A 26823-nucleotide genomic window follows, 5' to 3' on the forward strand; every position below is an offset into this window, starting at 1 on the left:
CGTGTCAGCCCGCCTGACGCATGGAGGGGTCAAGCCAGCCGATATTGCCGTCGGGGCGGCGGTACAGCACGTTGATGGTATCGGTCTTGGTGTTGCGGAAAAGCTGGATCTGGCTGTCTGCAAGGTCAAGGCGCATGACGGCCTCGCTCACGCTCAGGGCCGGGATTTCGGTCGGGTGTTCGGCGATGATGGTGGCGTAGGGGCCTGCGGGCGGCAGCGATGCATCTTCATCTTCGGCGGCGCTGTCTTCGCTGTCTGCAGCAAGGGGTTCGGCCATGCCGGGGCGCAGGACGTAACCGCGGCCCATTTCGGGCACCTGCTGGCGGACCTTGAGGTGGCCATGATTGGTGGCCTTGCGGTGATAGCGCCGCAGGCGGCGGGCAATGTGTTCGGCTGCGTCGTCGAAGGCGGAATGGGCGTCTGCCGCCTCGCCTTCGCCGCGCAGGGTCAGGCCACGCGTGGCATGCAGGTTGATGTCACAGGTAAAGAACGAACGCGCGCGGCTGAAGGTAACGCGGGCTTCCATGGCCTGCCCGAAATATTTTTCCGAAATGCGGTCCAGATGGGCGCTTACCCGGTGTTTCAGGGCATCGGACAGGTCGATCTGCTTTCCGGCAACACTGATGTGCATAAGGGGTAACTCCTTACATGATCACAACGCAGTCGCATGCGGGAGACGGGATACCGTCGTTCAGTCAGTTGTCATGAATCCTGGGGGACGATCCTGCTCCCATGCGGGCTGCGTGCTGGTGGCGGTTGCGTTGTACCAGTCGGGCACATGATCCCGAACGGGTGTATTTGGGCATGGTTGCAGTGCTGCTGTCCATGCCTTCGTTGCATGAAAGCCCACAGCTTTTCCGATGATCGGCCCCTTGCATGCACGCCCCGGCGCACAGGGTGGGCGCATAAGGGTCTATAGCGTGAATTTTTCACCCAGATAGACGCGGCGCACGTCCTCGTTCGCCACGATTTCCTCGGGCCGGCCTTCTGTCAGCACCTGCCCGCTGTGCATGATGTAGGCCCGGTCGATCACTTCCAGCGTTTCACGCACGTTATGGTCGGTAATCAGCACGCCGATGCCACGATCCTTCAGATGTGCCACAAGGTCACGGATTTCGCCCACCGCGATGGGGTCGATCCCGGCCAGCGGTTCATCAAGCAGGATGTAATGCGGCTGGCTGGCCAGCGCGCGGGCGATTTCCAGCCGCCGCCGCTCCCCCCCCGACAGGGCGAGGGATGAGGAATGCCGCAGCCGCGTAATGCCGAATTCCCCCAGCAGGCCATCGAGCATCGTCTGCCGCCGGTCACGGTCGGGTTCAACGATCTCCAGCGCGGCCATGATGTTCTGTTCAACATTCAGGCCACGGAAAATACTTGATTCCTGCGGCAGGTAGCCAATGCCCATCCGGGCGCGGCGGTACATCGGCAACTGCGTGATGTCCGCGCCATCCAGCGTGATGGTGCCCATGTCCGGGCGCACCAGCCCCACGATCATGTAGAAGCTGGTGGTCTTGCCCGCGCCGTTCGGGCCCAGCAGGGCCACGGCTTCGCCACGCTGCACCTGCAGCGAGACATCGCGCACGACCTGTCGTTTCTTGTAGCTCTTGCCGATGCCACTGGCGATCAGCCCCGTTTCCGGTGGGGCAACCGGCTGTTCGGTGGTGGACTGTTCCACCGGGGATGTCGTGTTCATCGTGCAGATCCCTTGTCACCTTTGCCCGCCTGGTTCGGAATGACCAGGCCGCTCACCCGTGATCCGGGGTTGTCGGTCAGTGTCGCGATATCGGTGTGCATGTTCACGATGGCGGACGTGCCGCTGACCTGATTTTCCCCACGGGTGATATGCACGTTGCCAACCAGCCGGGCAATGCCTGTATCGGGCACGTACACGCCCCGGTCGCCGGTTATGGTTTCGGTGCGGGTGCGGATCACGATATGGCCGAAGGCATCGACATGGTCGATCGTGCCCGCGCCGGGGGCGGGACGGTCATCAACATCAGCGTTTTCCGACGGGTTCTTTCCATCGGGATGGGTTGCATCCCATTCGCGGCGCGGATGGCTGCGCTGCGCCTTTGGCCTGTCATATCCGACCAGTACGTCCGCGCGCAGCTGGCGTCCGTCATTCGTGGTCATGGTGGCGTTGCCGCGGGCGACCGACATGTGGTCGTGCGAATGGTATTCCAGTACGTCGCGCGCGGTCAGGATGTCCTGTGGCGTCGTCATCTTCAGGTGCTGGCCGGTCATGACCAGAATGGCCTGGTCCACGTCATACACCGCATGGTCACCCCATGCCTGGTCATTCATGTTGAAGGCATGGACATGGCCGACGGCTTCCAGGCGGTAGACCTCGCTCGCGCCGCCACCGGGGCCGTTGCCATCCCCACCACCTGCGGCGGTGCCCGTTCCGGTGGCCGCCGGCCCGCCGGGCGCGCCCGCGGGTGCCGGTGCGTCCGGCGTGGGCATGTCCTGTGGCAGCGTGTCGGATGTGGTGGTCAGGCTGGTATCCACATCAGGGTCAGCGCCGGTAGGGGCGGCAGGTGTGGCTGGTGGCGCAGGCGGTCTGGTTGTCGCGGTCGCGCCATCCGGGGCCTGCGATCCGTCATCCGTTATGTGGGGGCGGCGGGTTTCCGGCGGCGGGGCGACACCCAGATGGGCCGCCAGCGGTGCATCGGCCCCCGGTGGCCTGGCGTCCGTAGCCTGCGGTGTGGCGGGTGTGGCCTGTCCGGTCGGGGCGGTCGCGGCCTTCTTGCGGTAGAAGGCGATCAGCCGGTCCGCACGCACGGTCATGTCGCCACGGATGGCCTGCGCGCGGTCATAGGCCGTGACGGTCTGCGCGTTCTGGTCCCAGTCGAAGCCACCGGCGGCGGTGACATTGATCTGCTGCCCATGGGACATGTCCAGCCCCTGCGCCATGACGGGATGTGCCGCCACCAGCCCCACAAGGACGCCGCCAAGCGACAGGCGGAATGTTACGCGCGCCATCAGTTCGATCTTTCCGCTGCGTTGAGGATCATGCGGCCCGGCCCGCGAAACAGCATGATGCCGCCGCGTGTGTCCAGCATGCCGCCCTGTACGTCAATTTCGCCAATCGGGCCTTCACCATGGATCCAGCTATCGGTGACGATGATGTTGTGGCGCATGTCCACGTCGGCCGAGGGGCTGAGCATGAGGGTCCCGTCATTGCGGTAAACCGTGACATCATGCGTCAGGTCCAGAAGCTGCGCATGCTGGATATAGACGCCGTCGCGCGCGGTGACATACATCCAGTTTCCATTATCCATCAATGTATCGGCGGCGGGGTTGCTCAGGTCAATCCGTTCGGCTGAAATCTGGCGCGCCTCGTCCGCCGTGACCATGTAGGGACGGCCATGATCGTCCAGCCCGCGATAGGTGGGGTTGAGCATGCTGCCGCTTTTCACGCGCACATGGCTCATCTGTGCCATGGTGCCGGTATGCATGATGACCGCGCGCTGCACTGCAGGCCATGCAGCAATGGACCCCAGCAGGATAAGCGCCAGAAGCGGCAGCATCCATTTGGCGGACCGCATGATCGCCTGCCGCCGTGCGAGGTCGGCGGCATTGGGCAGCAGGCGCGTGCGGGTTGACTGGTCGAATATGCTGCGCTGGCGTTCGATGTCGGCCGCGCTGCGGGCGTAGTCCTCACGCTGGATCTGGTTGGGATCGGTCCCGTCGTCCCTGTTGTCGTCCGGCTGATCGGTCATGCAACGCCAGCACGAAGCAGGTCATGAAGGTGGAGGATGCCAACGGGATGGTCGTTGCCGTCCAGCACGAAAATGCTGGAGATGGGACGGGGCCGGTCGTTCATGATGCGCAGTGCCTCCGCCGCCAGCACGTCGGGGCCGATGGTCTGTGGCTTGGCATTCATGATGTCGACGGCACAGGTGTGGTCCAGGTCCTGTTCCAGCGCCAGACGCAGGTCGCGGTCCGTAATCAGGCCGGTCAGGCGGTTGTTCGCGTCCACCACCCCCATGCAGCCAAAGGCCTTGCGGGTGATTTCCATGATGACCTGCCGCAGCGGCATGCCAGCCGGGCCCAACGGCATGGCGTCGCCGGTATGCATCAGTTCGCTGACCCGGCGCAGCTGTGGCCCCAGCCGGCCGCCGGGGTGGAAGATGCCGAAATCACTGGCGCTGAACCTGCGGCGCTGCAGCAGTACGATGGCCAGCGCATCGCCCAGCGCCAGCTGCATGGTGGAACTGGTGGTGGGGGCCAGTCCGTTGGGGCAGGCTTCAGGCGTATGCGGCAGCGGCAGCACGATATCGGCCGTGCGCGCCAGCGTGGACCCCGGGACCGACGTCATGGCGATCAGCAGCATGCCAAACCGGCGGGTATGGGAAATGATGTCGGCCATTTCCTTCGTTTCGCCGGAATTGGAAATGGCAAGCACCGCATCCCCGCGCTGCAGCATGCCCAGGTCCCCGTGCGATGCTTCGGCCGGATGCACGAAAATGGCGGGCGTACCGGTGGAGGCAAGGGTCGCCTGGATCTTGCGCCCGATATGCCCCGATTTGCCAATGCCCGTCACCACCACGCGCATGTTGTCCGCCAGGATGCGGTCCACCACCTGGACAAAAGCCGTACCCAGCCCCGTCCGCCCATCGGGGCCGGAGTCTTCCATCGCCGCGATCATGGCCTGCAGGCCGGCGGATTCGGTGCGCAGCACGCTGCATGCCTCGCTCAACATGCGGGCATGGGCCTGCGACATGCTTTCTGCAATGGCGGGGAGGGAGGGGGAAAGGCTGCTGTTCATGCCGGGTCTGTATTGTCGTGAAATGGGTCCCGGTCAAACGCGGGAACCATTATCAGGCTGCGCGATGCGCGAAAATATCCGGTTCTTCGTATCCCAGGATATCCAGACGCGCGCGGGTTGGAAGGAAATCGTAACAGGCCTGCGCCAGTTCACGGCGGTTTTCACGGTGCAGCAGGGCCTCAAGCTTTTCCCACAGCGCATGCAGGTACAGCACGTCGGACGCGGCATAGGCCAGCTGTTCGGGTGTCAGGTCAGGTGCCCCCCAGTCAGATGTCTGCTGCTGCTTGCTCAGCTCCACACCCAGCAGTTCGCGGCACAGATGGGCCAGTCCGTGACGGTCGGTATAGGTCCGCACCAGCTTGGAGGCGATCTTGGTGCAGATGTTCGGCGCAACCGTAATGCCAAGGGTATGCTGCAGGATCGCAACGTCGAAACGGGCGAAATGCATGAGCTTGGGCCGCTGGGGATCAGTCAGCACGCGCACGAGGTTGGGGCAGTCTGCCGCCGTGGCGCCGCGCGGCATCTGTACCAGGTGGGCATGACCGTCCCCCGCGGAAAGTTGCACCAGGCACAGCCGGTCCCGGTGCGGGTTCAGGCCCATTGTTTCCGTATCAACGGCCACGGCGCCGGGAAACGTGACCCCGGCCGGCAGGTCGCCGCGATGGAAATGGATGGCGTCGGGGGCCGGGCTTGCAGCCATATAAAAAATGCTCCGTCACGATGGTCGGCTTCACGGTGGCAGGTCTGGAACGCAACCGCAAGGAAGGCGATCCGTTGTGTCGCAGTCCCATCCGTTCCGGCCGCGGGGTGCGGGCCTGCCCGTGAAGTCAGGTCGTCGTGGGCGGTTTACACCAATTTGCGCGGGGAGACAGACAAAAAGATAACGGGACAGTCCCGAATGGGCTGTCCTGTCCGTCCCCGGAGGGGAGTATCATTATTTTTCAGAGAGATGGTGCCCAGAAGAAGACTCGAACTTCCACGACCTTGCGGCCACAGGTACCTGAAACCTGCGCGTCTACCAATTCCGCCATCTGGGCTCAGAGGCTCCCCAGCGGAGGCCGCCGGGGTGGTGTGAGGGGTGTTTAGTCCGGCCCGGCGGTACGGTCAACAGGGGAAATGCATTTTTTTGAAATCAGGCGCATTTTTTTCTTTTTCCCGCCCGGCATGTCCTGGCAGCAGCGGAAGAATTGACTGTCTGGCGCGGCTGGAAAATGGGAAAATGGCAGGCAGCGCAAATCATGCGCCACAGATGGGAGCAGGCTATGACGCGTAAGGTGGCGACGGTTTTTGGCGGGGCCGGGTTCGTGGGGCGGTCCGTGGTGGGACGTCTGGCGCGTGCGGGCTACGTGGTGCGCGTGGTCGGGCGCACGGCGGCGAAGGCAGCGACGCTGCGGATGCTGGGTGATGTGGGGCAGGTGGTGCCTGTCGTTGCCTCCATCATGGACGAGGCGGCCTGCGTCGCCGCGATCGAGGGAAGCGAGGTGGTCATCAACCTTGTGGGAATCCTCTCCCCCCATGGCGCCGAGACGTTCGAGGCTATCCATGTGGAAGGAGCCGGGCGTGTGGCGCGACTGGCTGCGGCATCAGGGGTGAGGCGCCTGATCCATGTCTCGGCGCTGGGGGCGCAGGTCAGCAGTGCCTCCGCCTACGCCCGCAGCAAGGCGGAGGGGGAATGCGCGGTCAGCCGCGCCATGCCCGAAGCCGTGATCGTGCGGCCATCGCTGATCTTTGGCGTGGACGGACCCATTCCGGCCATGTTCGCGCGCATGGCGCGGTTCATGCCCATCGTGCCGGTCTTCGGGGCGGCGACACGGTTCCAGCCGGTCTGGGTGGGGGACGTGGCCGAAGGTCTGGCCCGCATTGCAACAGGCGCGGACATGGCGGGAGCCATTTTTGAATTTGGTGGCCCGAAGGTTCTGACCATGCGCGACATCGTGGCGTGGGCCGCGCGGTGGGGCGGGCACCCGCGCCCGCTATTCGCGGTGCCGCGCTGGCTTGCCACCCTTCAGGGGGCAGTGCTGGAGCACCTGCCCGGCCACGTGCTGACGCGCGACCAGGTCCGGCTGCTGTATATCGACAACATCGTGGCCCCCGGCGCGCGCACGCTGGATATGCTGGGCATTACCCCATCTCCCATGGGGCTGGTTATGGGATGATGGTCCTGAAACTTCGGATTTTCGGGAATTTCTGGCGTTTTCTTTAAATAAGGTCAGTACTGCTGTCTTTTATTCGTGCGGGGGGTTGCGTAGGTCTGTCCCTCGCTTCGGGTACGTGTCGCGTGCCCATGGCGTCCTTCCATTATGCAGACCAGGGGCAGACCGATGGCCGAGCGCATGCTGAAATTCGTCTCTGTGGCGCAGGAGCAGCCGGACAAACGGCCTGCCGAGGCGCGCCGCAAGGACTTCAACGAGATTTATGACGAATTCGTGCCTGCAAAGGCCGAAACGCAGGCCTCGCGCTGTTCACAGTGCGGGGTGCCGTTCTGTTCGGTGCACTGCCCGCTGGGCAACAACATCCCCGACTGGCTGATGATGACGGCGGCGGGACGGATGGAGGAGGCGTACGAACTGTCGTCCGCCACCAATACCTTCCCCGAAATCTGTGGCCGCATCTGCCCGCAGGACCGTCTGTGTGAAGGCAACTGCGTGATCGAGGAAGGATTCGAAAGCGTCACCATCGGCGCGGTCGAACGCTACATTACCGATACCGCCTTCGATAATGGCTGGGTGAAGTCGGTGAAGCCGGTGGTCGAGCGCGATGAGAGCGTTGCCATCATCGGTGCCGGTCCCGGTGGCCTTGCCGCCGCGGTCCAGCTGCGTGAGCAGGGCTATCAGGTCCATGTCTATGACCGTTACGACCGGATCGGCGGCCTGCTTATGTATGGCATCCCCGGCTTCAAGCTGGAAAAGGACATTGTCCTGCGCCGTCACCGGCTGCTGGTGGACTCGGGCATCCAGTTCCATCTGGGCAAGGGCATTGGCGACACGGACGGCGCGGACAGCATTGCGTTTTCCACCCTGCGCGCGCGCCATGACGGCGTGCTGATCGCAACGGGTGTGTACAAGTCACGCGATATCGGCGGTCCCGGTGCGGGGCTGGGTGGCATCGTGCGTGCGCTGGATTACCTGACGGCGTCCAACCGCGTCTCGCTGGGTGATACGGTTGCGGAATATGACAGTGGTGAGCTGAACGCGGCGGGGCGCTCGGTCGTGGTCATCGGCGGTGGCGACACGGCCATGGACTGCGTGCGCACCGCCATCCGGCAGGGTGCGAAGTCGGTTAAATGCCTGTACCGCCGTGACCGTGCCAACATGCCCGGCTCGGTGCGTGAGGTGAAAAACGCCGAGGAAGAAGGTGTCGAGTTCGTCTGGCTTGCCGCGCCCCAGGCGTTCGAGGGCGAAGGCAGCGTGACCGGCGTGCGCGCCAGCCGCATGAAGCTGGGCCTGCCCGACGCCAGCGGCCGCCAGTCGGTCGAACCGGTGGAAAACAGCGCGTTCACGCTGGAAGCTGACCTGGTGGTCAAGGCGCTGGGTTTCGATCCCGAACCGCTGCCCACGCTGTGGGGCCAGCCGGAGCTGGAAGTCTCGCGCTGGGGCACGCTCATGGTGGATCGGAAAACGTTCATGACCAGCCTGCCTGGCGTCTTCGCCGCAGGTGACATCGTGCGCGGGGCCAGCCTGGTGGTGTGGGCCATCCGCGACGGGCGCGACGCGGCAGCCCAGATGCACGCGTGGCTTGAGGAAATGACGGCCGCACGGGCCGAGGTGGCGGAGTAAGCATGATGGACCAGTTTGAACACCAGCCGACCGATTTCGTGCAGGAATGGGAAGACAACGCACAGGCCATTTCCGGTCTGTACAACCCCGCCGATGAACATGACGCCTGCGGCGTGGGCATGGTTGCGGCACTGGATGGCAAGCCGCGCCGCGACGTGGTGGAAGCGGGTATCGCGGCGCTCAAGGCCGTGTGGCACCGTGGCGCCGTCGATGCCGATGGCAAGACCGGCGATGGCGCGGGCATCCATGTCGAGATCCCGCAGGACTTCTTTGCCGATGCGATCCATGCCGGTGGTGCGGAAAGCGGCGTGGACAGCCAGATCGCGGTGGGGATGATCTTCCTGCCCAAGACCGATATCGCGGCACAGGAACGCTGCCGCCAGATCATTGAAAGCGAGATCCTCGCCTTCGGCTACAGCATCTATGGCTGGCGTCAGGTGCCCATCAACACCGACTGCATCGGTGAAAAGGCCAACGCCACCCGTCCCGAGATCGAGCAGATCCTGATCCGCAACCTGCCCGGCAGCACGGAAGACGAATTCGAGCGCGACCTGTATGTGATCCGTCGCAGGATCGAAAAAAGCGCGATCGCCAATCAGGTCGACCTGTATGTGTGTTCGCTGTCGTGCCGGTCGCTGATCTACAAGGGCATGTTCCTGGCCGAACACCTGACGGAATTCTATCCCGACCTGCTCGACCCGCGTTTCGTCAGCCGTTTCGCCATCTATCACCAGCGGTACTCGACCAACACCTTCCCGACATGGAAGCTGGCCCAGCCGTTCCGCAGGCTGGCCCATAATGGTGAGATCAACACCATTTCGGGCAACGTCAACTGGATGAAAAGCCACGAGACCCGTCTGGCCGATCCCATCCTTGACCCGTACATGGATGACCTGAAGCCCGTGGTGCAGGCACAGGGGTCGGACACCGCGTGCTTTGACAACGTGTTCGAACTGCTGACCTTCGCCGGTCGTGACGCACCCATGGCGCGCTGCCTTATGATTCCGGCCAGTGTCGGCGGCAATTCGGCCATGCCGCAGCGCCACAAGGACATGTATTCCTACTGCAACGCCGTGATGGAACCGTGGGACGGCCCGGCCGCCCTGTGCGCTACCGACGGGCGGTGGATGGTTGCAGGACTCGACCGCAGTGGCCTGCGTCCGCTGCGCTACACCATCACGAATGGCGGCCTGCTGATCGTGGGTTCCGAAACCGGCATGGTGAAAGTGCCCGAGGCCGAAATCGTCAGCCGTGGCCGCCTCGGGCCGGGGCAGTCGCTGGCGCTCGACCTGAAAACCGCGAAGCTCTACAGCAACGAGGAACTGCTTGATGAACTGTCGGGCCGGCAGGATTTCTCGGCCTGGGTGAAGCGGACGCAGGAAATCTCCAGCATTGTCCGCCCCGATGGCAGCGAACCCGTGCTGTATGACGCCGAAACCCTGCGTCGCCGCCAGCTTGCTGTTGGCCTGACGCTGGAAGACCTTGAAACCATCCTGCAGCCGATGGTGGAAAATGCGTCCGAAGCCATCGGGTCGATGGGCGATGATACGCCGCTTGCCGTGCTGTCCAGCCGTTATCGCGGGCTTGCGCACTACTTCCGTCAGGCCTTCAGCCAGGTGACCAACCCGCCCATCGACAGCCTGCGCGAAACGCGGGTGATGAGCCTGGTGACGCGCCTTGGTAACCTTGGCAACATCCTGGAGGAAAGTGAAAGCCAGTGTGACCTGCTGCAGCTTCCCTCCCCAGTGCTGACCACGGGTGAATTCCAGGCGCTGGCCGATTTCTGTGGCAAGAATGCCTGCACCATCGACTGCACCTTCCCTGCGGCGGATGGGGAAGCGGGCCTGCGTGCCGCCATCGCGCGCATTCGCGCCGAAGCCGAGGACCGCGTACGCCAAGGCTGTACCCATGTGTTCCTGACGGATGAACACCAGTCGGGTGACCGCGCCTACATTCCCATGATCCTTGCGACGGCGGCGGTGCATACGCACCTTGTGCGCCAGTCGCTGCGCACGTTCACCTCGCTGAACGTCCGTTCGGCGGGTGCGCTGGATGTGCATGCGATCGCGGTGACGATCGGGGTGGGGGCAACCACGGTCAACCCGTACCTTGCGCAGGAAAGCATTGCCGACCGCCACCGTCGTGGCCTGTTCGGCAAGCTGACGCTGAGCGAGGCGGTGGAGCGGTACCGCAAGGCGGTCAACAAGGGCCTGCTGAAGATCATGTCCAAGATGGGCATTTCCATCGTGGCGTCGTATCGTGGCGGCTACAATTTCGAGGCCATCGGGCTGTCGCGCGCGCTGACGGCGGAATTCTTCCCCGGCATGCCCTCGCGCATTTCCGGCATCGGCCTGACCGGCATCGCGCGCAATGTACTGAGCTTCCACCACAAGGCGTGGAACAAACACGTTGAAACCCTGTCCGTCGGTGGCCGCTACAAGCTGCGCCGCAGTGGCGAGGTGCATGCGTTTGACGGCAATCTGATCCATATGCTGCAGACGGCGGTCTCGACCGGCAGCTTCTCGGTCTACCAGCGGTATGCGGACGCCGTACGCCGCCAGCCGCCGGTTGCCCTGCGTGATCTGCTGGACTTCCGTGGCGGGCGCACGCCCATTCCCGTGGAATCGGTCGAAAGCATTACCGAACTGCGCAAACGCCTGATCGCGCCCGGCATTTCGCTGGGTGCGCTCAGCCCCGAAGCGCACGAGACACTGTCGATCGCCATGAACCGCATCGGTGCCAAGTCCGATTCGGGTGAGGGTGGGGAAGACCCGGCGCGTGCGAAGCCGCGCCCCAATGGCGATAACGCGTCATCCGCCATCAAGCAGATCGCGTCGGGCCGGTTTGGCGTGACCGCGCAGTACCTTAATGACTGCCGCGAGATCGAGATCAAGATGGCGCAGGGTGCGAAACCGGGTGAGGGCGGGCAGCTTCCCGGCTTCAAGGTCACCGGCCTGATCGCGAAGCTGCGGCATGCGACGGAAGGCGTGACCCTGATCTCGCCCCCGCCGCATCATGACATCTACTCGATCGAGGATCTGGCCCAGCTCATCTACGATCTCAAGCAGATCAACCCCGAAGCCACCGTGACCGTGAAGCTGGTCGCGCGTTCGGGCATCGGCACGATCGCGGCAGGCGTTGCGAAGGCCAAGGCCGATGCAATCCTGATTTCGGGCCATTCCGGCGGCACGGGTGCCAGCCCGCAGTCCTCGGTCAAATACGCGGGCATGCCGTGGGAGCTGGGGCTGGCGGAAGCGCATCAGGTGCTGATGCTCAACCGCCTGCGCCACCGGGTGAAGCTGCGCACCGATGGCGGGCTGAAAACCGGGCGTGACGTGGTGATTGCCGCCATGCTGGGTGCGGAGGAGTTCGGCATCGGCACGGCCAGCCTTGTCGCCATGGGCTGCATCATGGTCCGTCAGTGCCATTCTAACACCTGCCCCGTTGGCGTGTGCACGCAGGATGACGAACTGCGTCGCAAGTTCGAAGGCACGCCGGAGAAGGTGATCAACCTGTTCTCCTTCATTGCCGAGGACGTGCGCAATATCCTGGCCTCGCTGGGCTTCACCTCGCTGAACGAGATCATCGGCCGCACCGACCTGCTGCATCAGGTGCTGCGTGGCGCGGATTATCTGGATGACCTCGACCTCAACTCGCTGCTGGCGCAGGCCGATCCCGGCCCCTATGGCCGCTATTGCACGCGTGAGGGCCGCAACGAGGTGCCCGAGACGCTGGATGCGCAGATGATCGCCGATGCGCGCCCGCTGTTCGACCATGGCGAGAAGATGCAGCTGCAGTACAACGTGCAGAACACGCATCGTGCCATCGGCACGCGCATTTCCTCGCTGATCGTGCGGCAGTTCGGCATGGCCACGCTGGCGCCGGGCCACCTGACGGTGCGGCTGCGTGGATCGGCCGGGCAGTCGCTGGGCGCATTCGCTGTGCAGGGCCTCAAGCTTGAGGTGCTGGGTGACGCGAACGACTACGTTGGCAAGGGGCTGTCGGGAGCGACCATCGTGGTCCGTACCTCGCCGTCTTCCAGCCTTGTATCGAACGAGAATGCGATTGTCGGCAACACCGTCCTGTATGGTGCGACCGCAGGCGCGCTGTATGCGGCAGGGCAGGCGGGCGAACGCTTCGCGGTGCGCAATTCGGGGGCGACGGCCGTGGTCGAGGGCTGTGGTTCGAACGGGTGTGAATACATGACCGGCGGCACGGTGGTGATCCTGGGTGAAATTGGCGACAATTTCGGCGCGGGCTTCACCGGCGGCATGGCCTTTGTCTATGACGCCAGCGGCACGTTTGCCGAACGGGTCAACCCCGATACGGTCATGTGGTGCCGGGTGCAGGACCCGAAATGGGAGGCCATGCTGCGTGAACAGGTGGAAACCCATGCCCGCGAAACCGGCAGCCGTTATGCCGAACTGCTGCTGCATAACTGGGACAAGACCCTGCCGCGCTTCTGGCATGTCGTGCCCAGGGAGTATGCGCGCGTGATCGGGTTCGAAGCCCCGGCCATGGCGCGTGGTGCCTGAATGCAGGGCTGATTTCACTATTGCATGTGCGTGATGGAGCCGGGCAGGACTGTCCGGCTCCATCTGTATTCAGGGCAGAATATCGATGGGCGGGGTCGCGCAGCGCGTCGGGACGCACTAGATTCATCACATTGGGAATCGCGGGGCAGGCGCAGGTGCGCAGGCTTCGCCCGATCTGATGGTTGGTGCTCGATCTATGTCCAAAGCGTATTTTTCCGCCCCCCAGGCCGGTGCTGCCGGCATTTCCCCCGTGCATGGGGATGCAGGCCAGCCCTCAGGCGGCGCACCCGCACTGGCCGGTCTGCCGCGCTGGGATCTGTCGGACCTGTATGACGGGCCGGATTCGGTGCGGCTGGCAACCGACCTTGATCAGGCGGATGAGGACGCGCAGGCCTTTTCACGCATATGGCAGGGGCGGCTGGCGGCCGTGCCGGGGTGCGAACTGGCGCAGGCTATTGCCGAATACCAGCGGATTGATGAAGTGCTGGGCCGCGCGGGTTCCTATGCCCAGCTTCTGTTCGCGGCCAATACGTCGGATTCCGACGTGGCGCGGTTCGCGCAGTCGATCAATGAACGCCTGACTGCCATTTCCACGCATCTTCTGTTCTTCACGCTGGAGCTCAACCGGATTTCCGATGATGCGCTGGCGGCGCAGATGAGTGACCCGGCCCTTGCGCACTGGGCGCCTTTCCTGCGCGACCTGCGGGTGTTCCGTCCGTATCAACTGTCCGATGAGGTCGAGGCGGTCCTGCATGAAAAGTCCGTCACGGGGGCGGCTGCATGGAACCGCCTGTTTGACGAGACGATGGCCGGCCTGCGGGTGCGTGTGGGCGGTGCGGATACCACGCTGGGCAACGCGCTGGACACCATGTCCAGCCCCGATCGCACGGTGCGCGAACATGCCGCCCACGCCATTGGTGATGAACTGGGTCGCAACGTGAAGCTGTTTTCGCTGATCACGAACACGCTGGCCAAGGACAAGGCCATTGTGGACGGTCTGCGCCATTACCCGCGTCCGACGACGGCGCGCAACTGCGCCAACATGGTCGAGGATGAAGTGGTCGACGCACTGGTGCAGGCCGTGACCGAGGCCTATCCCCGCCTGTCCCACCGCTATTATGCGCTGAAGGCCAGGTGGCTGGGGCTGGAAAAACTGGAATACTGGGACCGCAACGCACCGCTGACCACGCAGGATGAACCGCTGATCCCGTGGGCAGAGGCGACGAAGCAGGTCATGGCCGCCTATGAAGGTTTCGACCCGCGCATGGGCACGGTGGCGAAGCAGTTTTTTGATCATGCATGGATTGATGCGCCCCCCGTGCCGGGCAAGGCGTCGGGGGCGTTCGCACATCCCACCGTGCCGTCGGTGCATCCTTACCTGCTGCTCAATTACCGTGGGCGCACGCGCGACGTGATGACGCTGGCGCATGAACTGGGCCATGGCGTGCACCAGGTACTGGCGGGAAAGCAGGGCTACCTTATGTCCAGCACGCCGCTGACACTGGCGGAAACTGCCAGCGTGTTTGGCGAAATGCTGACCTTCCGTGCCCTGCTGGATGCCCAGAGCGACCCCGCGCGTCGCAGGCTCATGCTGGCGGCAAAGGTGGAGGACATGCTCAACACGGTCGTGCGGCAGATCGCCTTCTACCGTTTCGAGATGCTGGTGCATGAGGAACGTCGAAAGGGCGAACTGCTGCCTGCGCGCATTGGGGAAATCTGGCGCCAGACACAGGTCGAAAGCCTTGGGCCGGCCTTCAATTTCACGCCAGATTATGATGTGTACTGGACCTACATTCCCCATTTCATCCATTCACCGTTCTACGTGTATGCCTATGCCTTTGGCGATTGTCTGGTAAACGCGCTATACGGGGTGTTCCGGTCCGGTCATCCGGGGTTTCAGGACAAGTACCTCGACATGCTGAAGGCTGGCGGGACCCTGCGGCATCGTGAACTGCTGGCCCCCTTCGGGCTGGATGCGGCGGACCCCGGCTTCTGGCAGAAGGGGCTGGATGTGATCGCCGGATTTATTGATGAACTGGAGCGTGTCTGACGTGGCGGATGAACGGAATATCGATAATACCGGCCTGTTTGGTGAATTCCGCCGCATGGTGCGCACGTCCGGCACGGTCGGCGGCATTGCCGCGCGTATCGCCGGGCACAAGATGGGCTTCCGCTCCAACCAGACCATCCATGCCGAGGACCTGAAAAGCGTCCTTGGCGGGCTGAAGGGGCCGCTCATGAAGGGCGCGCAGCTTCTGTCCACGATTCCCGGCGCTCTGCCCGAGGAATATGCCAAGGAACTGGCGCAGCTTCAGGCCAATGCGCCCCCCATGGGCTGGAACTTCGTCCGTCGCCGCATGTCGGCCGAACTTGGCCCGAACTGGGAACGCAATTTCCGCTCCTTCAGCCGCGAGGCCTCGGCGGCCGCAAGTCTGGGGCAGGTGCATCGCGCGGTGCTGCCCGACGGGCAGCAGGTCGCGTGCAAGCTGCAGTACCCGGACATGAAATCGACGGTCGAATCCGACCTCAAGCAGTTCCGCATGGCGGTCAACCTGTTCTACAGACTCGACAGCACCATCTGTCAGGATGACGTGCTGGAAGAACTGCAGGACCGGCTGTATGAGGAACTGGACTACCTGCGGGAAGCCGCGAACATGCGGCTGTACCACCTGATGCTGGCGGAATTCGGGGATGTCACCATTCCCCGGCCGGTAGACGCGCTGTGCACCCAGCGCCTGCTGACCATGGAATGGGTCAATGGGCAGGGCATCCAGAAAGTGCTGGACGCCAATCCCACGCAGGAGGAGCGAAACAGCATGGCGCGCGCATTGTTCCGTGCGTGGTACGCGCCGCTGTACCGGTATGGTGTCATTCATGGCGACCCGCACATGGGCAACTTCACCGTGCGCGACGATTACGGCATCAACCTGCTGGATTTTGGTGCCATCCGGATTTTCCCCTCGCGCTTCGTGCAGGGCATCATCGACCTGCATAAGGCGATCGAGACGGATGACGAGGATCTGGCGATGCATGCGTATGAAGCATGGGGCTTCGCCAACCTGTCGCGCGATACGATGCGGGTGCTCAACGAATGGGCGCGCTTCATCTATGGTCCGCTGCTGGATGACCGTGAGCGCTTCATTCAGGAAGACAACGACCCGCAATATGGCCGCGCCGTGGCCGAACGCGTCTATAACGGCCTGAAACGCACGGGTGGCGTGCAGCCCCCGCGTGAATTCGTGCTGGTGGACCGCTCCGCCGTGGGGCTGGGCAGCGTGTTCCTGCGGCTGAAGGCCAGGGTGAACTGGCACGAACTGTTTCAGGAACTGGCGGGCGACTTCAACGAAGCCGCACTGGCCCGCAGGCAGGCCGAAGCCCTGCGCGCCGCGCGGGTGCCGGCGCCGCTCGGGTCACGGAACTGAAGGAAATGGGGATGATCCGGCCGCACCGGCCTCTTGCGCCACGGCGGTTGCGTCCCCACTGTCTGTAGCCATGGCAACAGCATCGCGCAGCAAGAAGAAAAAGACGACTGACATTGATCCGGCGGACATGCCTGTCCTGTTCCAGCCCGAACGTCAGCCCGCAAAACCCAAGACCAATAAATTCACGGTCCACTCCCCTTATGAACCCGCAGGTGACCAGCCTACGGCCATTGCCGAACTGGTCAGCGGCGTGGAAGGGGGGGAGCGCGATCAGGTCCTGCTGGGTGTGACCGGGTCGGGCAAGACATTCACCATGGCCAAGATCATCGAGGCGACGCAGAAGCCCACCTTGGTGCTGGCCCCCAACAAGACACTCGCCGCCCAGCTTTATGCGGAAATGAAGCAGTTCTTTCCCGATAATGCGGTCGAATATTTTGTCAGCTACTATGATTACTACCAGCCGGAGGCCTACGTGCCCCGGTCGGATACGTATATCGAAAAAGACAGCCAGATTAACGAACAGATTGACCGCATGCGCCATGCCGCGACACAGGCGCTGCTGGAGCGCAACGATGTCATTATCGTCGCCTCGGTGTCGTGCATTTACGGTATCGGTTCGGTCGAGACCTATTCGCGCATGGTGGTCAAGCTGGAGGTCGGCGGCGAGATCGACCGCGACCGGCTGATCAGGGGATTGGTGGAACTGCAGTACCGCCGCAATGACGCGGCGTTCCAGCGCGGCACCTTTCGCGTGCGTGGCGAGACGATCGACGTCTTTCCCGTTCAGAACGAGGACCGTGCATGGCGGATCAGCCTGTTTGGCGACGAGATCGACGAAATTACGGAATTCGATCCCCTGACGGGTGAAAAGACCGGCGACCTTGAATCCATCAGCATTTACGCCAACAGCCATTATGTCACCCCGCGCCCGACGCTGACGCAGGCAATGACCGGCATCAAGCAGGAACTGCGTGAAACGCTGGCCCGCTTTACCGAGGAAGGCAAGCTGCTGGAAGCCGAACGCCTGCAGCAGCGCACCACCTTTGATCTGGAGATGATCGAGACCACGGGCGTATGCAAGGGGATCGAGAACTATTCGCGCTACCTGTCCGGTCGTGCGCCGGGCGAGCCGCCGCCAACCCTGTTTGAATACCTGCCCGAGGATGCGCTGCTGATCGTGGATGAAAGCCACGTGACCGTGCCGCAGATTGGCGGGATGGAGCGGGGTGACCATGCACGGAAGTCCGTGCTGGCGGAATTCGGCTTCCGCCTGCCGTCCTGTCTCGACAACCGTCCGCTGACCTTTGCTGAATGGGATTCCTACCGCCCGCAGACGGTATTTGTCAGCGCAACCCCCGGCCCGTGGGAAATGCGGCGTGTGGACGGCGTGTTCGCCGAACAGGTCATCCGCCCGACCGGCCTGATCGACCCCATCACCATCGTGCGTCCCGTCGAACATCAGGTGGATGACCTGCTGGCTGAATGCCGCCAGACCATTGCCGATGGTGGACGCGTGCTGGTCACGACGCTGACCAAGCGCATGGCCGAAGACCTGACTGAATACATGAACGAGGCGGGTATCCGCGTGCGCTATCTGCATTCGGACGTGGACACGCTGGAACGTATCGAAATCATCCGCGACCTGCGCCTGGGTGCGTTCGATGTGCTGATCGGCATCAACCTGCTGCGTGAGGGGCTGGATATTCCCGAATGCTCGCTCGTCGCCATTCTGGATGCGGACAAGGAAGGCTTCCTGCGTTCACGTACGTCGCTGATCCAGACAATCGGCCGCGCCGCGCGTAACGTGGATGGCCGCGTGCTGCTGTATGCCGACAAGATGACCGACAGCCTGCGCTACGCCATCGAGGAAACCGCCCGCAGGCGTGAAAAGCAGAGCCTGTGGAACGAGGAACATGGCATTACCCCGCAGTCCGTGCGCAAGCATATCGGGGAGGCCATATCCTCGGTGTTCGAGCAGGATTACGTTACCGTCACCCCCACCGCGGATGGCAGCGTGCAGGAAATGGTGGGCAAGGATTACAAGGCCGCCATTGCCGATCTGGAAAAGAAGATGCGCGCGGCCTCGGCCGATCTGGAATTCGAGACCGCGGCCCGCCTGCGTGATGAAATCCGCAGGCTGGAAGCGCTGGAACTGGGCATGGAGCCACCGCCCCTGCCGCAATCAAGCGCGGGGCGCCCCGGTACCAGCCCGAAGGCCATTGCACGGCGCAACCGTGGCCCGGTGCCGCTGGGGCCGGGTGGCGGCGGCTATGATCCCGATCAGGTGAAGGGAAGGGGAAAGCGGCGTGGACGATAGGACGGGCGGACAGCCCCAGCCCTGCGCCGGACAACGGGAACGGAGCATGTCCGCCACGCTGGAACTGCGTGCGGGTGGCGCAAGCCTTGGCCTGTTGCCCGACCTTGGCGGCAGTATCGCATTCTGGCGGAATGCGGCAGGCATGGAATTCCTCCGCCCCGTCAGTGACCCGCACCTTGTGGCCCAGCACGGGCGCGCGGTGGCGGGGTATCCGCTGGTGCCGTTTTCCAACCGGATCGCGGGTGACCATTTCCGTTTCGAAGGCGTGGACTATCACCTTGCCCCCAGCTTTGCGGGGGAAGACTGCGCCATTCATGGCAACGGGTGGCAGCGGCGGTGGCGAATCGCGCTGCTGTCCGATAGCAGCGCGACGCTTGCCCTCGATCACACCCCGGCCGGGGCCCATGCCGGGCAATGGCCGTTCAGCTATCGTGCCCAGCTGCGCTATGACCTGCATGAAGCGGGACTGTCGATCGGAATCCTGCTGGAAAACACCGATACGCGCGACCAGCCGGTGGGCATGGGTTTCCACCCCTATTTCCCCCGTCATTCGGGCCTGAAGCTGGGGTTCGTGGCCAGCAGCGTATGGACCAACGGTCCGGACCACCTGCCGCTGCTGCGTATCCCGGCGGAGGGGGAGTGGTCCTTCGCCCGTATGCGCGACGCGGGGGACGCCGCCATCGACAACTGTTACGCCGGATGGTCGGGCAGCGCCTTCCTGCGCTGGCCGCGCGAGGGTTATGCCCTGACGATGGAGGGGAGCCCCGACCTGTCCCACCTCGTGCTGTTTACGCCCCCGGCACAGCCCTATATCGGGCTTGAACCGGTCAGTAACATGAATGATGGCTTCAACCGGACCACCATTGCCGATAGTGGCGTGCGTGTGCTTGCGCCGGGACAGGTGATGGAGGGACATATCCGCATGACGGTGGCACGATGCTGAAGGCCCGACCGCACGCCGCAACAGGGGGCGGCACGCCGGTGAAGGGCGGGCTGTCACATTATATCACACCCGGCGGGATCGGGGCGATGCGTACCGAACTGACCGCCCTGCTGCGTGACGAACGCCCGAAAATCGTGGAAATCGTGTCATGGGCGGCCGGCAATGGCGACCGTTCGGAAAATGGCGATTACCAGTATGGCAAGCGCCGCCTGCGCGAAATTGATCGCCGCATCCGGTTCCTGACGAAACGTATTGATAACGCGGTCATTGTCGACCCGGCGGCCCAGCCGCAGCGCGACCGGGTATTTTTTGGTGCGACGGTCACCTATGTAAATGAACGCGACGAGGAACGGACCGTTACCATCCTTGGCGTGGATGAAGCGGACATGGCGGCAGGGCAGATCAGCCTTGTTTCCCCTGTTGCAAGGGCGCTCATGCGCGCCGGCGTGGGCGATGAGGTGCGTCTGCTGACCCCGCGTGGCGAGGAAATGATCGAGGTCCTTGCCATTTCCTATCCATCCGCGCCGTAACAAGGGGCTGGCCGTGGGCGCAAAGGCATATTAAGACGTTTGTTCCCAGGTGGCCCCGTTCCATGGCCACCGGCATGAACCGGTCCCGTTCCGCGTGGAGAAAGCCCGCCTATGTCACGCCCCCTGAAGGTTGCTGTCCAGATGGACCCGCTTGGCGGTATCGACATCAATGGTGATTCCACCTTCGCCATGATGCTGGAGGCACAGGCCCGGGGATACGAACTGTTTGTCTATCAGGTCGAGGCCCTGAGCCTGAACGAGGGACGGACCACGCCACAGGGCGGCCAGCGCACCGACCGCGTAACCGCCCGCGCCCGTCCGGTCACGGTGCGGCGCCAGGCGGGTGACCACGCCACGTTCGGGCCGGAACAGGTCATCAACCTTGCGGACATGGATGTGGTGCTGATGCGCCAGGATCCGCCATTTGACATGGCCTATATCACCGCGACCCATATTCTTGAACATATTCATGGCGTTGGCCCGGGCCGCGCACTGGTGGTCAACAACCCCGCTGCAGTACGCAATGCGCCCGAAAAGATACTGGTCACGCATTATCCCGACCTCATGCCCCCCACGCTGGTGACATGGGATATCAGGACGATACTGGAATTCCGCGCGAAATGGCGCGACATCATCGTCAAGCCGCTGTTTGGCAACGGGGGGGCGGGCGTGTTCCGCATCCGCGAGGATGATCCCAATCTGAACGCCCTGCTGGAAATGCATTTCGCCCGTTCGCGCGAACCGCTGATGATCCAGCGTTATGAACCCGCCGTGCGCAGGGGGGACAAGCGCATCATCCTGGTCGATGGCGTGCCGGTAGGAGCGATCGACCGCATCCCGGCGGAAGGGGAGACACGGTCCAACATGCATGTGGGTGGCCGACCGGTCCGCGCGGAACTGACGGCGCGGGACCGGGAGATCTGTGACACGATCGGGCCGATGCTGCGTGAACAGGGACTTATTTTCGTGGGAATCGACGTGATTGGTGAATGGTTGACCGAAATCAATGTCACGTCCCCCACCGGCCTGCAGGAAATCGACCGTTTTGACGGTATCAATACCGCAGGCCTGATATGGGATGCGATCGTGTCCCGCCTGGCTACAGGCGGCGCGGGCGCATAGGGAATTGGCAGACGATGTCCATGGCGGGCACGATGGTCGTGGCTGTCATGCCATGTGGCATGGCATGGGACAGGGATGGCAGACGGTTGCACGGGCCGGATGGCGCGTGGGCAGGTCAGGTGGAATTGTAATGCAGCAGAACGGGACGGATTTGATCATGGCGGATGCAGCACGGAAGCGGGCCGGATGCGCCGTCTTCCTTGGCCTTGGCATGGGAGCAGCCTGATGAGTGACGTTCTGCACGATGAGGCCGCTGAAAAAGTCGTGGAAATACCTTCTCCCAAATCCGCGCTGGATGCGGCGGCGGTCAAGGCGGCGTATCGCCGCTGGGCCAGCGTGTATGACGCCGTATTCGGCAGCATTTCCGCCTTCGGGCGCAAGCGGGCGGTCGAAGCCGTCAACGGCCTGCCGGGCACGCGGGTGCTGGAAGTGGGCGTGGGCACGGGCCTTGCGCTGCCTTATTACCGCAAGGACAAGCATATTACCGGCATCGACCTGTCGGGCGACATGCTGGAACGCGCGCGTCAGCGCGTAAGGCGGCTGCACCTGTCCAATGTGGACGACCTGCTGGAAATGGATGCCGAGGCAACGAAGTTTGACGATGGCACGTTCGACATAGCGGTGGCGATGTTCGTTGCCTCCGTTGTGCCGCATCCGCGTGCGCTGCTGGCGGAACTCAAGCGCGTGGTCAGGCCGGGCGGGCATATCCTGTTCGTCAATCACTTCCTGGCGCAGGGTGGCGTGCGGCTGGCGGTTGAACGCGGTATGGCGCGGGCGTCGCATTCGCTGGGCTGGCACCCGGATTTCGCCATTGAATCCCTGCTGCCGCCTGCCGACCTGCGGCGCGCGACACTGCAGTCGGTACCCCCTGCCGGGCTGTTCACGCTGGTTACGCTGCCGCGTGAGGCCGACAGTTCCGCCAGCCCCATGGTGGCGTAAGCCAGCGCGGACGTGGCCCAGCCCTGTCCCTGTGGCAGGGCTGAAATGACGATTGCGCGACCACAGGAGCGGCCCACAGGGTCGTTTTTGTGTATAAGGCGCGGTATATGATGAAATCATGGTAACGATTGGCCATGCCAGACACCGGCGCATGGCAGCAGGGAGTACATCGTATGCCCACAGGCACACGGTTCGGGGCAGGTGAGGCGCGCAATGCTGATGGGGCCTGTGGCTACAGGACGGTCGGCATGCTGTACCTTGTCATGGCGATTGTGGCGGGAATGGTTGGTGGCCTGCTGGCCGTGGGCCTTCAGGTCGGCCTGCTGCCCCAGACGCTGACCGATGCATGGGCCGGGGGCGACATCGCCGGTGCCGCCGGACGCATCGGCCGCCGTCATGGCATGATGATGGTGTTCTTCTGTGCTCTGCCTGCCCTGTTTGGCGGATTTGGCAACTGGTTCGTACCGCTGCTGCTGCGCGCGCGCGCGCTGGCGTTCCCGCGCATGGCGCTGATGGGGTGGGGACTGGTTGCCGCCAGTTTCGTGGCCGTGCTGGTGGGGCTGTCCCCCACCGTTCCCGCGCAGGTTTCCCTGTTCGCCCTGATGGGGTGGAGCCTTGGCATGCTGCTGCAGGCCATCAACATGGTCGCCACCGTCCTGAACATGGGGCCGATGGGCCAGCGCCTGCGTGACATGCCCGTATTCGTCTGGGCGCAGGCGCTGACGGCCATGATGGTTGTCATGGTCATGCCCGTTCTGGCGGGTGGCCTGACGCGGATCATACTGGCGGGGGACGACATGTCCGGGCAGGTCGATGGTCTGCTGCATGTTTTCGCCGGGCCCGAGATCGCGCTGCTGCTGCTGCCGTCCATCGGGATCGTTTCCCAGATTATCGAGACATTTTCCGGTGCGCCATTGCAGATGCCGCGTCTGGTGCTGGGTGCGCTGGTCGTCATGTCGATCGGTGGTGGTTCAGTGTGGGTACATGACCTGCTGCATGGCGGTCTGGCCCGCATGGCGGCACCTGCGGCCATTGTCCAGCTCGGGCTGATCGTCCTGCCGGTGCTGGCGGTTCTTGTGGCCTGGGCGCGTACGGTGCGGGTGGGGCATGTCCGTGCCTCGGTCCCCATGGAATGGGCGGCCGGGTTCGTGGCGCTGCTGCTGGTGGGATCCGGTATGTCGCTGCTGCCCGGCGGTATGGCCGACGTACATGCGGCCACGCTGTATGCCGCCATGTTCGCGCTGTTTGCCGGTTTCTATTACTGGATTGGCAAGATGATGGGCCATGTGGCCCCGGTTGGCGCCAGCCGCGTCCATTTCGGGCTGACGGTCGGGGGAACGGTCCTGTCGCTTATGGCGTTCCATGGCCTGCCGGGCGTTATGGGCGCGGTGCTGATGGGACTGTCCTTGGTCGTGTTTGCCGGGATCGTCGTGCGTGTCGGCATGCAGCCCCGCACGTCGCTGCCTGCCAATTACTGGGGACCGGGGGCGCGGACACCTGAATGGCAGTCTGCATCCCCCACGCGTGGAGAGGCATGAAGCATGAGCGGCGCAGTCACAACGCCCGACGCGGCGCAACCTACCCCCATTACCTATGATGCCGCCCGCGTCGGGACGGAAGCGCGGGACTGGCTGCTGCTGCTCAAGCCGCGCGTCATTTCGCTGGTGGTGTTCACCGGGGCTGCTGGCCTGTATATGGCGCCGGGGCCGCTGAACCCGCTGGTGGCGGCTGTCAGCATCCTGTGCGTGTGCATGGCATCTGGTGCGGCGGGTGCGATCAACATGTGGTATGACCGCGATATCGACGCGGTGATGAAGCGCACGGTAACACGGCCCATTCCCAACGGGCGTGTCAGCCCGGATGCGGCGCTGGGGTATGGCATTGGCCTGTCGGTTGCGTCCGTCATCCTGATGTGGCTGGCCACCAATGCCCTTGCGGCAGGCATTCTTGCGTTTTCCATTTTCTTTTATGCCGTCATCTACACCATGTGGCTCAAGCGTTCGACACCGCAGAACATCGTGATCGGCGGCGCGGCGGGTGCGTTCCCGCCCATGATCGGGTGGGCGGCGGCAACAGGGTCCATGGCGGTGATGCCGGTGGTGATGTTCGGCATCATCTTCCTGTGGACACCACCGCATTTCTGGTCGCTGTCGCTGTATGCGTGCAAGGATTACGGGCGGGCGGGTATTCCCATGCTGCCGGTGGTGCGCGGGGCACGGCACACGCGGTGGCAGATACTGTGGTACACGATCATCCTGACCGCTGTATCGCTGGTGCCATCCTTCATGCATCTGGCGGGCTGGCTATACACCGTGGTGGCCACTGTTCTGGGAGCAGGGTTCATTTACTGTGCCATCGGGGTGCTGCGTGACCGGCAGGATGCCAGTGGTGTCAGCCTGACGGGTGACGGTCCGGCACGCCGGTCCTTCCGCTATTCGCTGGCTTACCTGTTTTTCCTGTTCCTTGGTCTGCTGGCCGACCATGCCTTTATTGCCCACTGATCGGGCAGTGTCATCCATAAGGGAGTTCGGGCAGATGGATCAGGCAATAACAGTTCAGGTGACACCGCAGATGGAAGCGCAGGAGGCGGCGCGCCGACACAGGGGCCGCATCCGCGCCGTGGCGATTACGCTTTCGGCGCTGGCGGTCATCCTGTACGCGCTCAGCCTTACGCATATTTAGGCGGGACATTCCCCGGTCCGGACCTGCAGAACGATCGGGCGTTCTGCCCGGTCATGGTTCCGGTTTTTCCATCATCCAGGCGGATACCCGCCCAGGCTCTTTATAGGCCTGCTCTCTGCCTTTTCCGTTCCGGTACAGACGGCCGGTAATGTTGGGACAGAAGCTGCGTGCGGCAGGGTGAAGCCGGATACAGACCCGACGACAGCATGCGGGCCTGATTGGTATCCTTGGGGCTCCGTATTGGCCTGCATGGGCGCATTGCGCGATGGGCCGCGCCGCCTGCGTATTTCCGGGGGCAGGCAGATCGTCTCCAGTGATGCTCCATTGTAATGGAACCATCCGATGGAGCATTATGGGAAATCCGTTTCAGGGCCTTTGCCCTTCACCATGGTTCTGTCGTGGTGGGGAATTATGGCAGTGGCGCTGGAACGAAACCTGGCATCTGACCATACGTAACGGCCACTCGATCATTGCCGGATGGGCCGACGCTACTGGCATGCTCCTGATGATAATGATGCCGATAGAATAAGCGTAAACGCCCGGATGGGTACCGTGCAGGAGGATGGAACGCCAATCAGTGACGATTGCGGGGGCGTACCCATGGCGCGATCATGAAAAAAGCCCGCATCAGGCGATGCGGGCCTTTCGTGTTCCAGATTGAAACCGATGGTCAGCGGCGCGGTGTCTGCTGGATGGCTGACAGCAGCCAAGTGCCGGTCCCGGCTGAACGGACGAAGGTCCACAGCTCGGTCACGGTGGTGCGGTTGGCGGGATCACCCTCAATCACGCGGCCTGTCATGTCAGTGGTGATGTCGATCATGGAATACTGCATGGCGACAGTGGCGTAATCGAACCTGTTTTCGCGCCAGCTTTCCACCAGGTCGCCACGTTCAAACCGGATATCCGATACCACGTTGCGCGCGCCACGGCTGGCCAGATCGTTCAGCTGGCTGCTGAAGTAGGACACCATTTCCGGTGTGGCCATGTGCTGCATGGCCCCAACATTCTGCTGGCTCCATGCCGTCTGGATATTGATCAGCGCCTGCTGGAAGGCCTGGTAATCAGCTGCGGTAATGGCGACGCCAACCGGCTGCTGGCCACCCTGCGGCACGGACCCGCCCGCCGGTCCCTGCATGCCAAAAGGCACGGCATTGCCACCATTGGCGCGGCTTCCGGCAAAACGGCGGATGGCCCAGCGCACGATAAAGAAGACCAGCGCCAGCTGGATCAGCAGGCCCAGAAAGCCGCTGCCCCCCATGCCGGAGCCGAACATGCCATGTCCGAACATCATGCCGAACAGGCCGGCACCGATCAGGCCGCCCATGAAGCCGCTCATGAACGGATGGCGCGGCTGGGCCATGGCCATCGCGCTCCCACCAAACGGCGCACGTGCGCCGTAGCCGGGCGTCGGCTGCGGGCGTGGCGTCATGGTGCGCTGGAAAGGGGTCGCGCCAAAGGGCGCGGTCTGCGATGGTGCGGGTGCGCTGTAGGTACGTGACCCCCTGCTCCCCATGGAGAAGCCACCACCCGCGCGGGCGTCAGCCACATCGGGATGGGCCAGCAGCGGCAGCATGGTCAGGGCCGCGCTAGCAGCAAGGACGATGCTTTTACGCGGCATCTGGCGCGAAGAATTCTTTTTCATCTGGGTCAGGGTATCTGCAATCCTGTGTCGGAACCATCTTTATCATGCGGCCTGCATTATTCCGGGCCACTTGTTACAGATATAGGTAAGTCCGCGCCCCGGTAACAGGGGCAACGGGCTTACAGACACATGAAATCACGGAAA

21 protein-coding genes and 1 tRNA gene are annotated in these 26823 nt (G+C 63.4%); 14 read left to right on the top strand and 8 right to left on the bottom strand.

The window, feature by feature from the left end; genetic code table 11:
• Positions 1–4 precede the first annotated feature (4 nt).
• From hpf to CFR80_RS01200, 7 genes are all read right to left on the bottom strand, one after another.
• A complete protein-coding gene (gene hpf / locus CFR80_RS01170; RefSeq protein WP_010513801.1) occupies positions 5–631 on the bottom strand; it encodes a ribosome hibernation-promoting factor, HPF/YfiA family in 627 nt (208 codons plus the stop codon).
• A gap of 282 nt (positions 632–913) precedes the next feature.
• Positions 914–1693, bottom strand: coding sequence for an LPS export ABC transporter ATP-binding protein (gene lptB, locus CFR80_RS01175; protein WP_010513800.1), 780 nt, complete (start codon positions 1691–1693; stop codon positions 914–916).
• On the bottom strand, positions 1690–2982 hold the full coding sequence (locus CFR80_RS01180; RefSeq protein ID WP_010513798.1) for an LptA/OstA family protein: 1293 nt from the start codon (positions 2980–2982) through the stop codon (positions 1690–1692). Before CFR80_RS01180 ends, lptB begins: the two co-directional genes overlap by 4 nt.
• On the bottom strand, positions 2982–3722 hold the full coding sequence (lptC, locus tag CFR80_RS01185) for an LPS export ABC transporter periplasmic protein LptC (protein ID WP_010513797.1): 741 nt from the start codon (positions 3720–3722) through the stop codon (positions 2982–2984). The genes CFR80_RS01180 and lptC overlap by 1 nt, the downstream gene beginning before the upstream one ends.
• On the bottom strand, positions 3719–4771 hold the full coding sequence (locus tag CFR80_RS01190) for a KpsF/GutQ family sugar-phosphate isomerase (protein ID WP_010513796.1): 1053 nt from the start codon (positions 4769–4771) through the stop codon (positions 3719–3721). Before CFR80_RS01190 ends, lptC begins: the two co-directional genes overlap by 4 nt.
• 52 nt (positions 4772–4823) lie before the next feature.
• Positions 4824–5471: a ribonuclease D gene (locus CFR80_RS01195; protein WP_010513795.1), complete on the bottom strand. Its 648-nt coding sequence runs from the start codon at positions 5469–5471 to the stop codon at positions 4824–4826.
• A 250-nt stretch (positions 5472–5721) separates the two neighbouring features.
• A tRNA-Leu gene (locus CFR80_RS01200) sits at positions 5722–5808 on the bottom strand.
• Positions 5809–6033: 225 nt separating this feature from the next.
• On the opposite strand from CFR80_RS01200, the gene CFR80_RS01205 reads away from it, so the two are divergent.
• The 14 genes from CFR80_RS01205 to CFR80_RS19180 all read left to right on the top strand — a co-directional run bounded on the left by CFR80_RS01205 (position 6034) and on the right by CFR80_RS19180 (position 25037).
• The gene (locus CFR80_RS01205; protein WP_010513793.1) at positions 6034–6927 is read left to right on the top strand and encodes a complex I NDUFA9 subunit family protein; all 894 of its coding nucleotides are present in this window, start codon (positions 6034–6036) and stop codon (positions 6925–6927) included.
• A 165-nt stretch (positions 6928–7092) separates the two neighbouring features.
• Positions 7093–8547, top strand: coding sequence for an NAD(P)-dependent oxidoreductase (locus CFR80_RS01210; protein ID WP_010513792.1), 1455 nt, complete (start codon positions 7093–7095; stop codon positions 8545–8547).
• A gap of 5 nt (positions 8548–8552) precedes the next feature.
• A complete protein-coding gene (gltB, locus tag CFR80_RS01215) occupies positions 8553–13082 on the top strand; it encodes a glutamate synthase large subunit (RefSeq protein WP_373636450.1) in 4530 nt (1509 codons plus the stop codon).
• Positions 13083–13278: 196 nt separating this feature from the next.
• On the top strand, positions 13279–15132 hold the full coding sequence (locus tag CFR80_RS01220; RefSeq protein ID WP_110507028.1) for a M3 family oligoendopeptidase: 1854 nt from the start codon (positions 13279–13281) through the stop codon (positions 15130–15132).
• On the top strand, positions 15113–16504 hold the full coding sequence (locus CFR80_RS01225) for an ABC1 kinase family protein (RefSeq protein ID WP_029329359.1): 1392 nt from the start codon (positions 15113–15115) through the stop codon (positions 16502–16504). The genes CFR80_RS01220 and CFR80_RS01225 overlap by 20 nt, the downstream gene beginning before the upstream one ends.
• Positions 16505–16574: 70 nt before the next feature.
• The gene (gene uvrB, locus CFR80_RS01230; protein ID WP_010513787.1) at positions 16575–18821 is read left to right on the top strand and encodes an excinuclease ABC subunit UvrB; all 2247 of its coding nucleotides are present in this window, start codon (positions 16575–16577) and stop codon (positions 18819–18821) included.
• 46 nt (positions 18822–18867) lie between these two features.
• Positions 18868–19764: an aldose 1-epimerase gene (locus CFR80_RS01235; protein WP_010513786.1), complete on the top strand. Its 897-nt coding sequence runs from the start codon at positions 18868–18870 to the stop codon at positions 19762–19764.
• The gene (gene greB, locus CFR80_RS01240; protein ID WP_010513785.1) at positions 19758–20294 is read left to right on the top strand and encodes a transcription elongation factor GreB; all 537 of its coding nucleotides are present in this window, start codon (positions 19758–19760) and stop codon (positions 20292–20294) included. Before CFR80_RS01235 ends, greB begins: the two co-directional genes overlap by 7 nt.
• 111 nt (positions 20295–20405) lie before the next feature.
• A complete protein-coding gene (gene gshB, locus CFR80_RS01245) occupies positions 20406–21416 on the top strand; it encodes a glutathione synthase (protein ID WP_010513784.1) in 1011 nt (336 codons plus the stop codon).
• A 4-nt stretch (positions 21417–21420) separates the two neighbouring features.
• The gene (locus tag CFR80_RS01250; RefSeq protein ID WP_010513783.1) at positions 21421–21642 is read left to right on the top strand and encodes a hypothetical protein; all 222 of its coding nucleotides are present in this window, start codon (positions 21421–21423) and stop codon (positions 21640–21642) included.
• On the top strand, positions 21642–22355 hold the full coding sequence (locus tag CFR80_RS01255; protein WP_010513782.1) for a class I SAM-dependent methyltransferase: 714 nt from the start codon (positions 21642–21644) through the stop codon (positions 22353–22355). Before CFR80_RS01250 ends, CFR80_RS01255 begins: the two co-directional genes overlap by 1 nt.
• A gap of 173 nt (positions 22356–22528) precedes the next feature.
• Positions 22529–23893, top strand: a complete 1365-nt coding sequence (locus CFR80_RS01260) for a cbb3-type cytochrome c oxidase subunit I (RefSeq protein WP_258367711.1) — start codon at positions 22529–22531, stop codon at positions 23891–23893.
• Positions 23894–23896: 3 nt separating this feature from the next.
• A complete protein-coding gene (gene cyoE, locus CFR80_RS01265) occupies positions 23897–24856 on the top strand; it encodes a heme o synthase (protein ID WP_010513780.1) in 960 nt (319 codons plus the stop codon).
• A gap of 34 nt (positions 24857–24890) precedes the next feature.
• On the top strand, positions 24891–25037 hold the full coding sequence (locus tag CFR80_RS19180) for a hypothetical protein (protein ID WP_010513779.1): 147 nt from the start codon (positions 24891–24893) through the stop codon (positions 25035–25037).
• A 670-nt stretch (positions 25038–25707) separates the two neighbouring features.
• On the opposite strand, the gene CFR80_RS01270 is transcribed toward CFR80_RS19180, so the two are convergent.
• Positions 25708–26679 (bottom strand): Tim44 domain-containing protein, encoded by a 972-nt coding sequence (locus CFR80_RS01270; RefSeq protein WP_029329358.1) that lies wholly within the window; start codon positions 26677–26679, stop codon positions 25708–25710.
• Positions 26680–26823: the final 144 nt, after the last annotated feature.

This window comes from Komagataeibacter oboediens (genome assembly GCF_003207815.1).
GTDB classification, from domain to species: domain Bacteria; phylum Pseudomonadota; class Alphaproteobacteria; order Acetobacterales; family Acetobacteraceae; genus Komagataeibacter; species Komagataeibacter oboediens.

Bases quoted from the DNA above. Each gene is read 5' to 3' on its own strand.
- CFR80_RS01205 (WP_010513793.1), top strand. From the start codon at position 6,034: ATGACGCGTAAGGTGGCGACGGTTTTTGGCGGGGCCGGGTTCGTGGGG.
- hpf (WP_010513801.1), bottom strand. From the start codon at position 631: ATGCACATCAGTGTTGCCGGAAAGCAGATCGACCTGTCCGATGCCCTG.
- lptB (WP_010513800.1), bottom strand. From the start codon at position 1,693: ATGAACACGACATCCCCGGTGGAACAGTCCACCACCGAACAGCCGGTT.
- lptC (WP_010513797.1), bottom strand. From the start codon at position 3,722: ATGACCGATCAGCCGGACGACAACAGGGACGACGGGACCGATCCCAAC.
- uvrB (WP_010513787.1), top strand. From the start codon at position 16,575: ATGGCAACAGCATCGCGCAGCAAGAAGAAAAAGACGACTGACATTGAT.
- CFR80_RS01195 (WP_010513795.1), bottom strand. From the start codon at position 5,471: ATGGCTGCAAGCCCGGCCCCCGACGCCATCCATTTCCATCGCGGCGAC.
- cyoE (WP_010513780.1), top strand. From the start codon at position 23,897: ATGAGCGGCGCAGTCACAACGCCCGACGCGGCGCAACCTACCCCCATT.
- CFR80_RS19180 (WP_010513779.1), top strand. From the start codon at position 24,891: ATGGATCAGGCAATAACAGTTCAGGTGACACCGCAGATGGAAGCGCAG.
- gshB (WP_010513784.1), top strand. From the start codon at position 20,406: ATGTCACGCCCCCTGAAGGTTGCTGTCCAGATGGACCCGCTTGGCGGT.
- CFR80_RS01270 (WP_029329358.1), bottom strand. From the start codon at position 26,679: ATGAAAAAGAATTCTTCGCGCCAGATGCCGCGTAAAAGCATCGTCCTT.
- CFR80_RS01235 (WP_010513786.1), top strand. From the start codon at position 18,868: ATGTCCGCCACGCTGGAACTGCGTGCGGGTGGCGCAAGCCTTGGCCTG.
- CFR80_RS01210 (WP_010513792.1), top strand. From the start codon at position 7,093: ATGGCCGAGCGCATGCTGAAATTCGTCTCTGTGGCGCAGGAGCAGCCG.
- CFR80_RS01220 (WP_110507028.1), top strand. From the start codon at position 13,279: ATGTCCAAAGCGTATTTTTCCGCCCCCCAGGCCGGTGCTGCCGGCATT.
- greB (WP_010513785.1), top strand. From the start codon at position 19,758: ATGCTGAAGGCCCGACCGCACGCCGCAACAGGGGGCGGCACGCCGGTG.
- CFR80_RS01190 (WP_010513796.1), bottom strand. From the start codon at position 4,771: ATGAACAGCAGCCTTTCCCCCTCCCTCCCCGCCATTGCAGAAAGCATG.
- CFR80_RS01225 (WP_029329359.1), top strand. From the start codon at position 15,113: ATGAACTGGAGCGTGTCTGACGTGGCGGATGAACGGAATATCGATAAT.
- CFR80_RS01180 (WP_010513798.1), bottom strand. From the start codon at position 2,982: ATGGCGCGCGTAACATTCCGCCTGTCGCTTGGCGGCGTCCTTGTGGGG.
- CFR80_RS01260 (WP_258367711.1), top strand. From the start codon at position 22,529: ATGCCCACAGGCACACGGTTCGGGGCAGGTGAGGCGCGCAATGCTGAT.
- CFR80_RS01255 (WP_010513782.1), top strand. From the start codon at position 21,642: ATGAGTGACGTTCTGCACGATGAGGCCGCTGAAAAAGTCGTGGAAATA.
- gltB (WP_373636450.1), top strand. From the start codon at position 8,553: ATGGACCAGTTTGAACACCAGCCGACCGATTTCGTGCAGGAATGGGAA.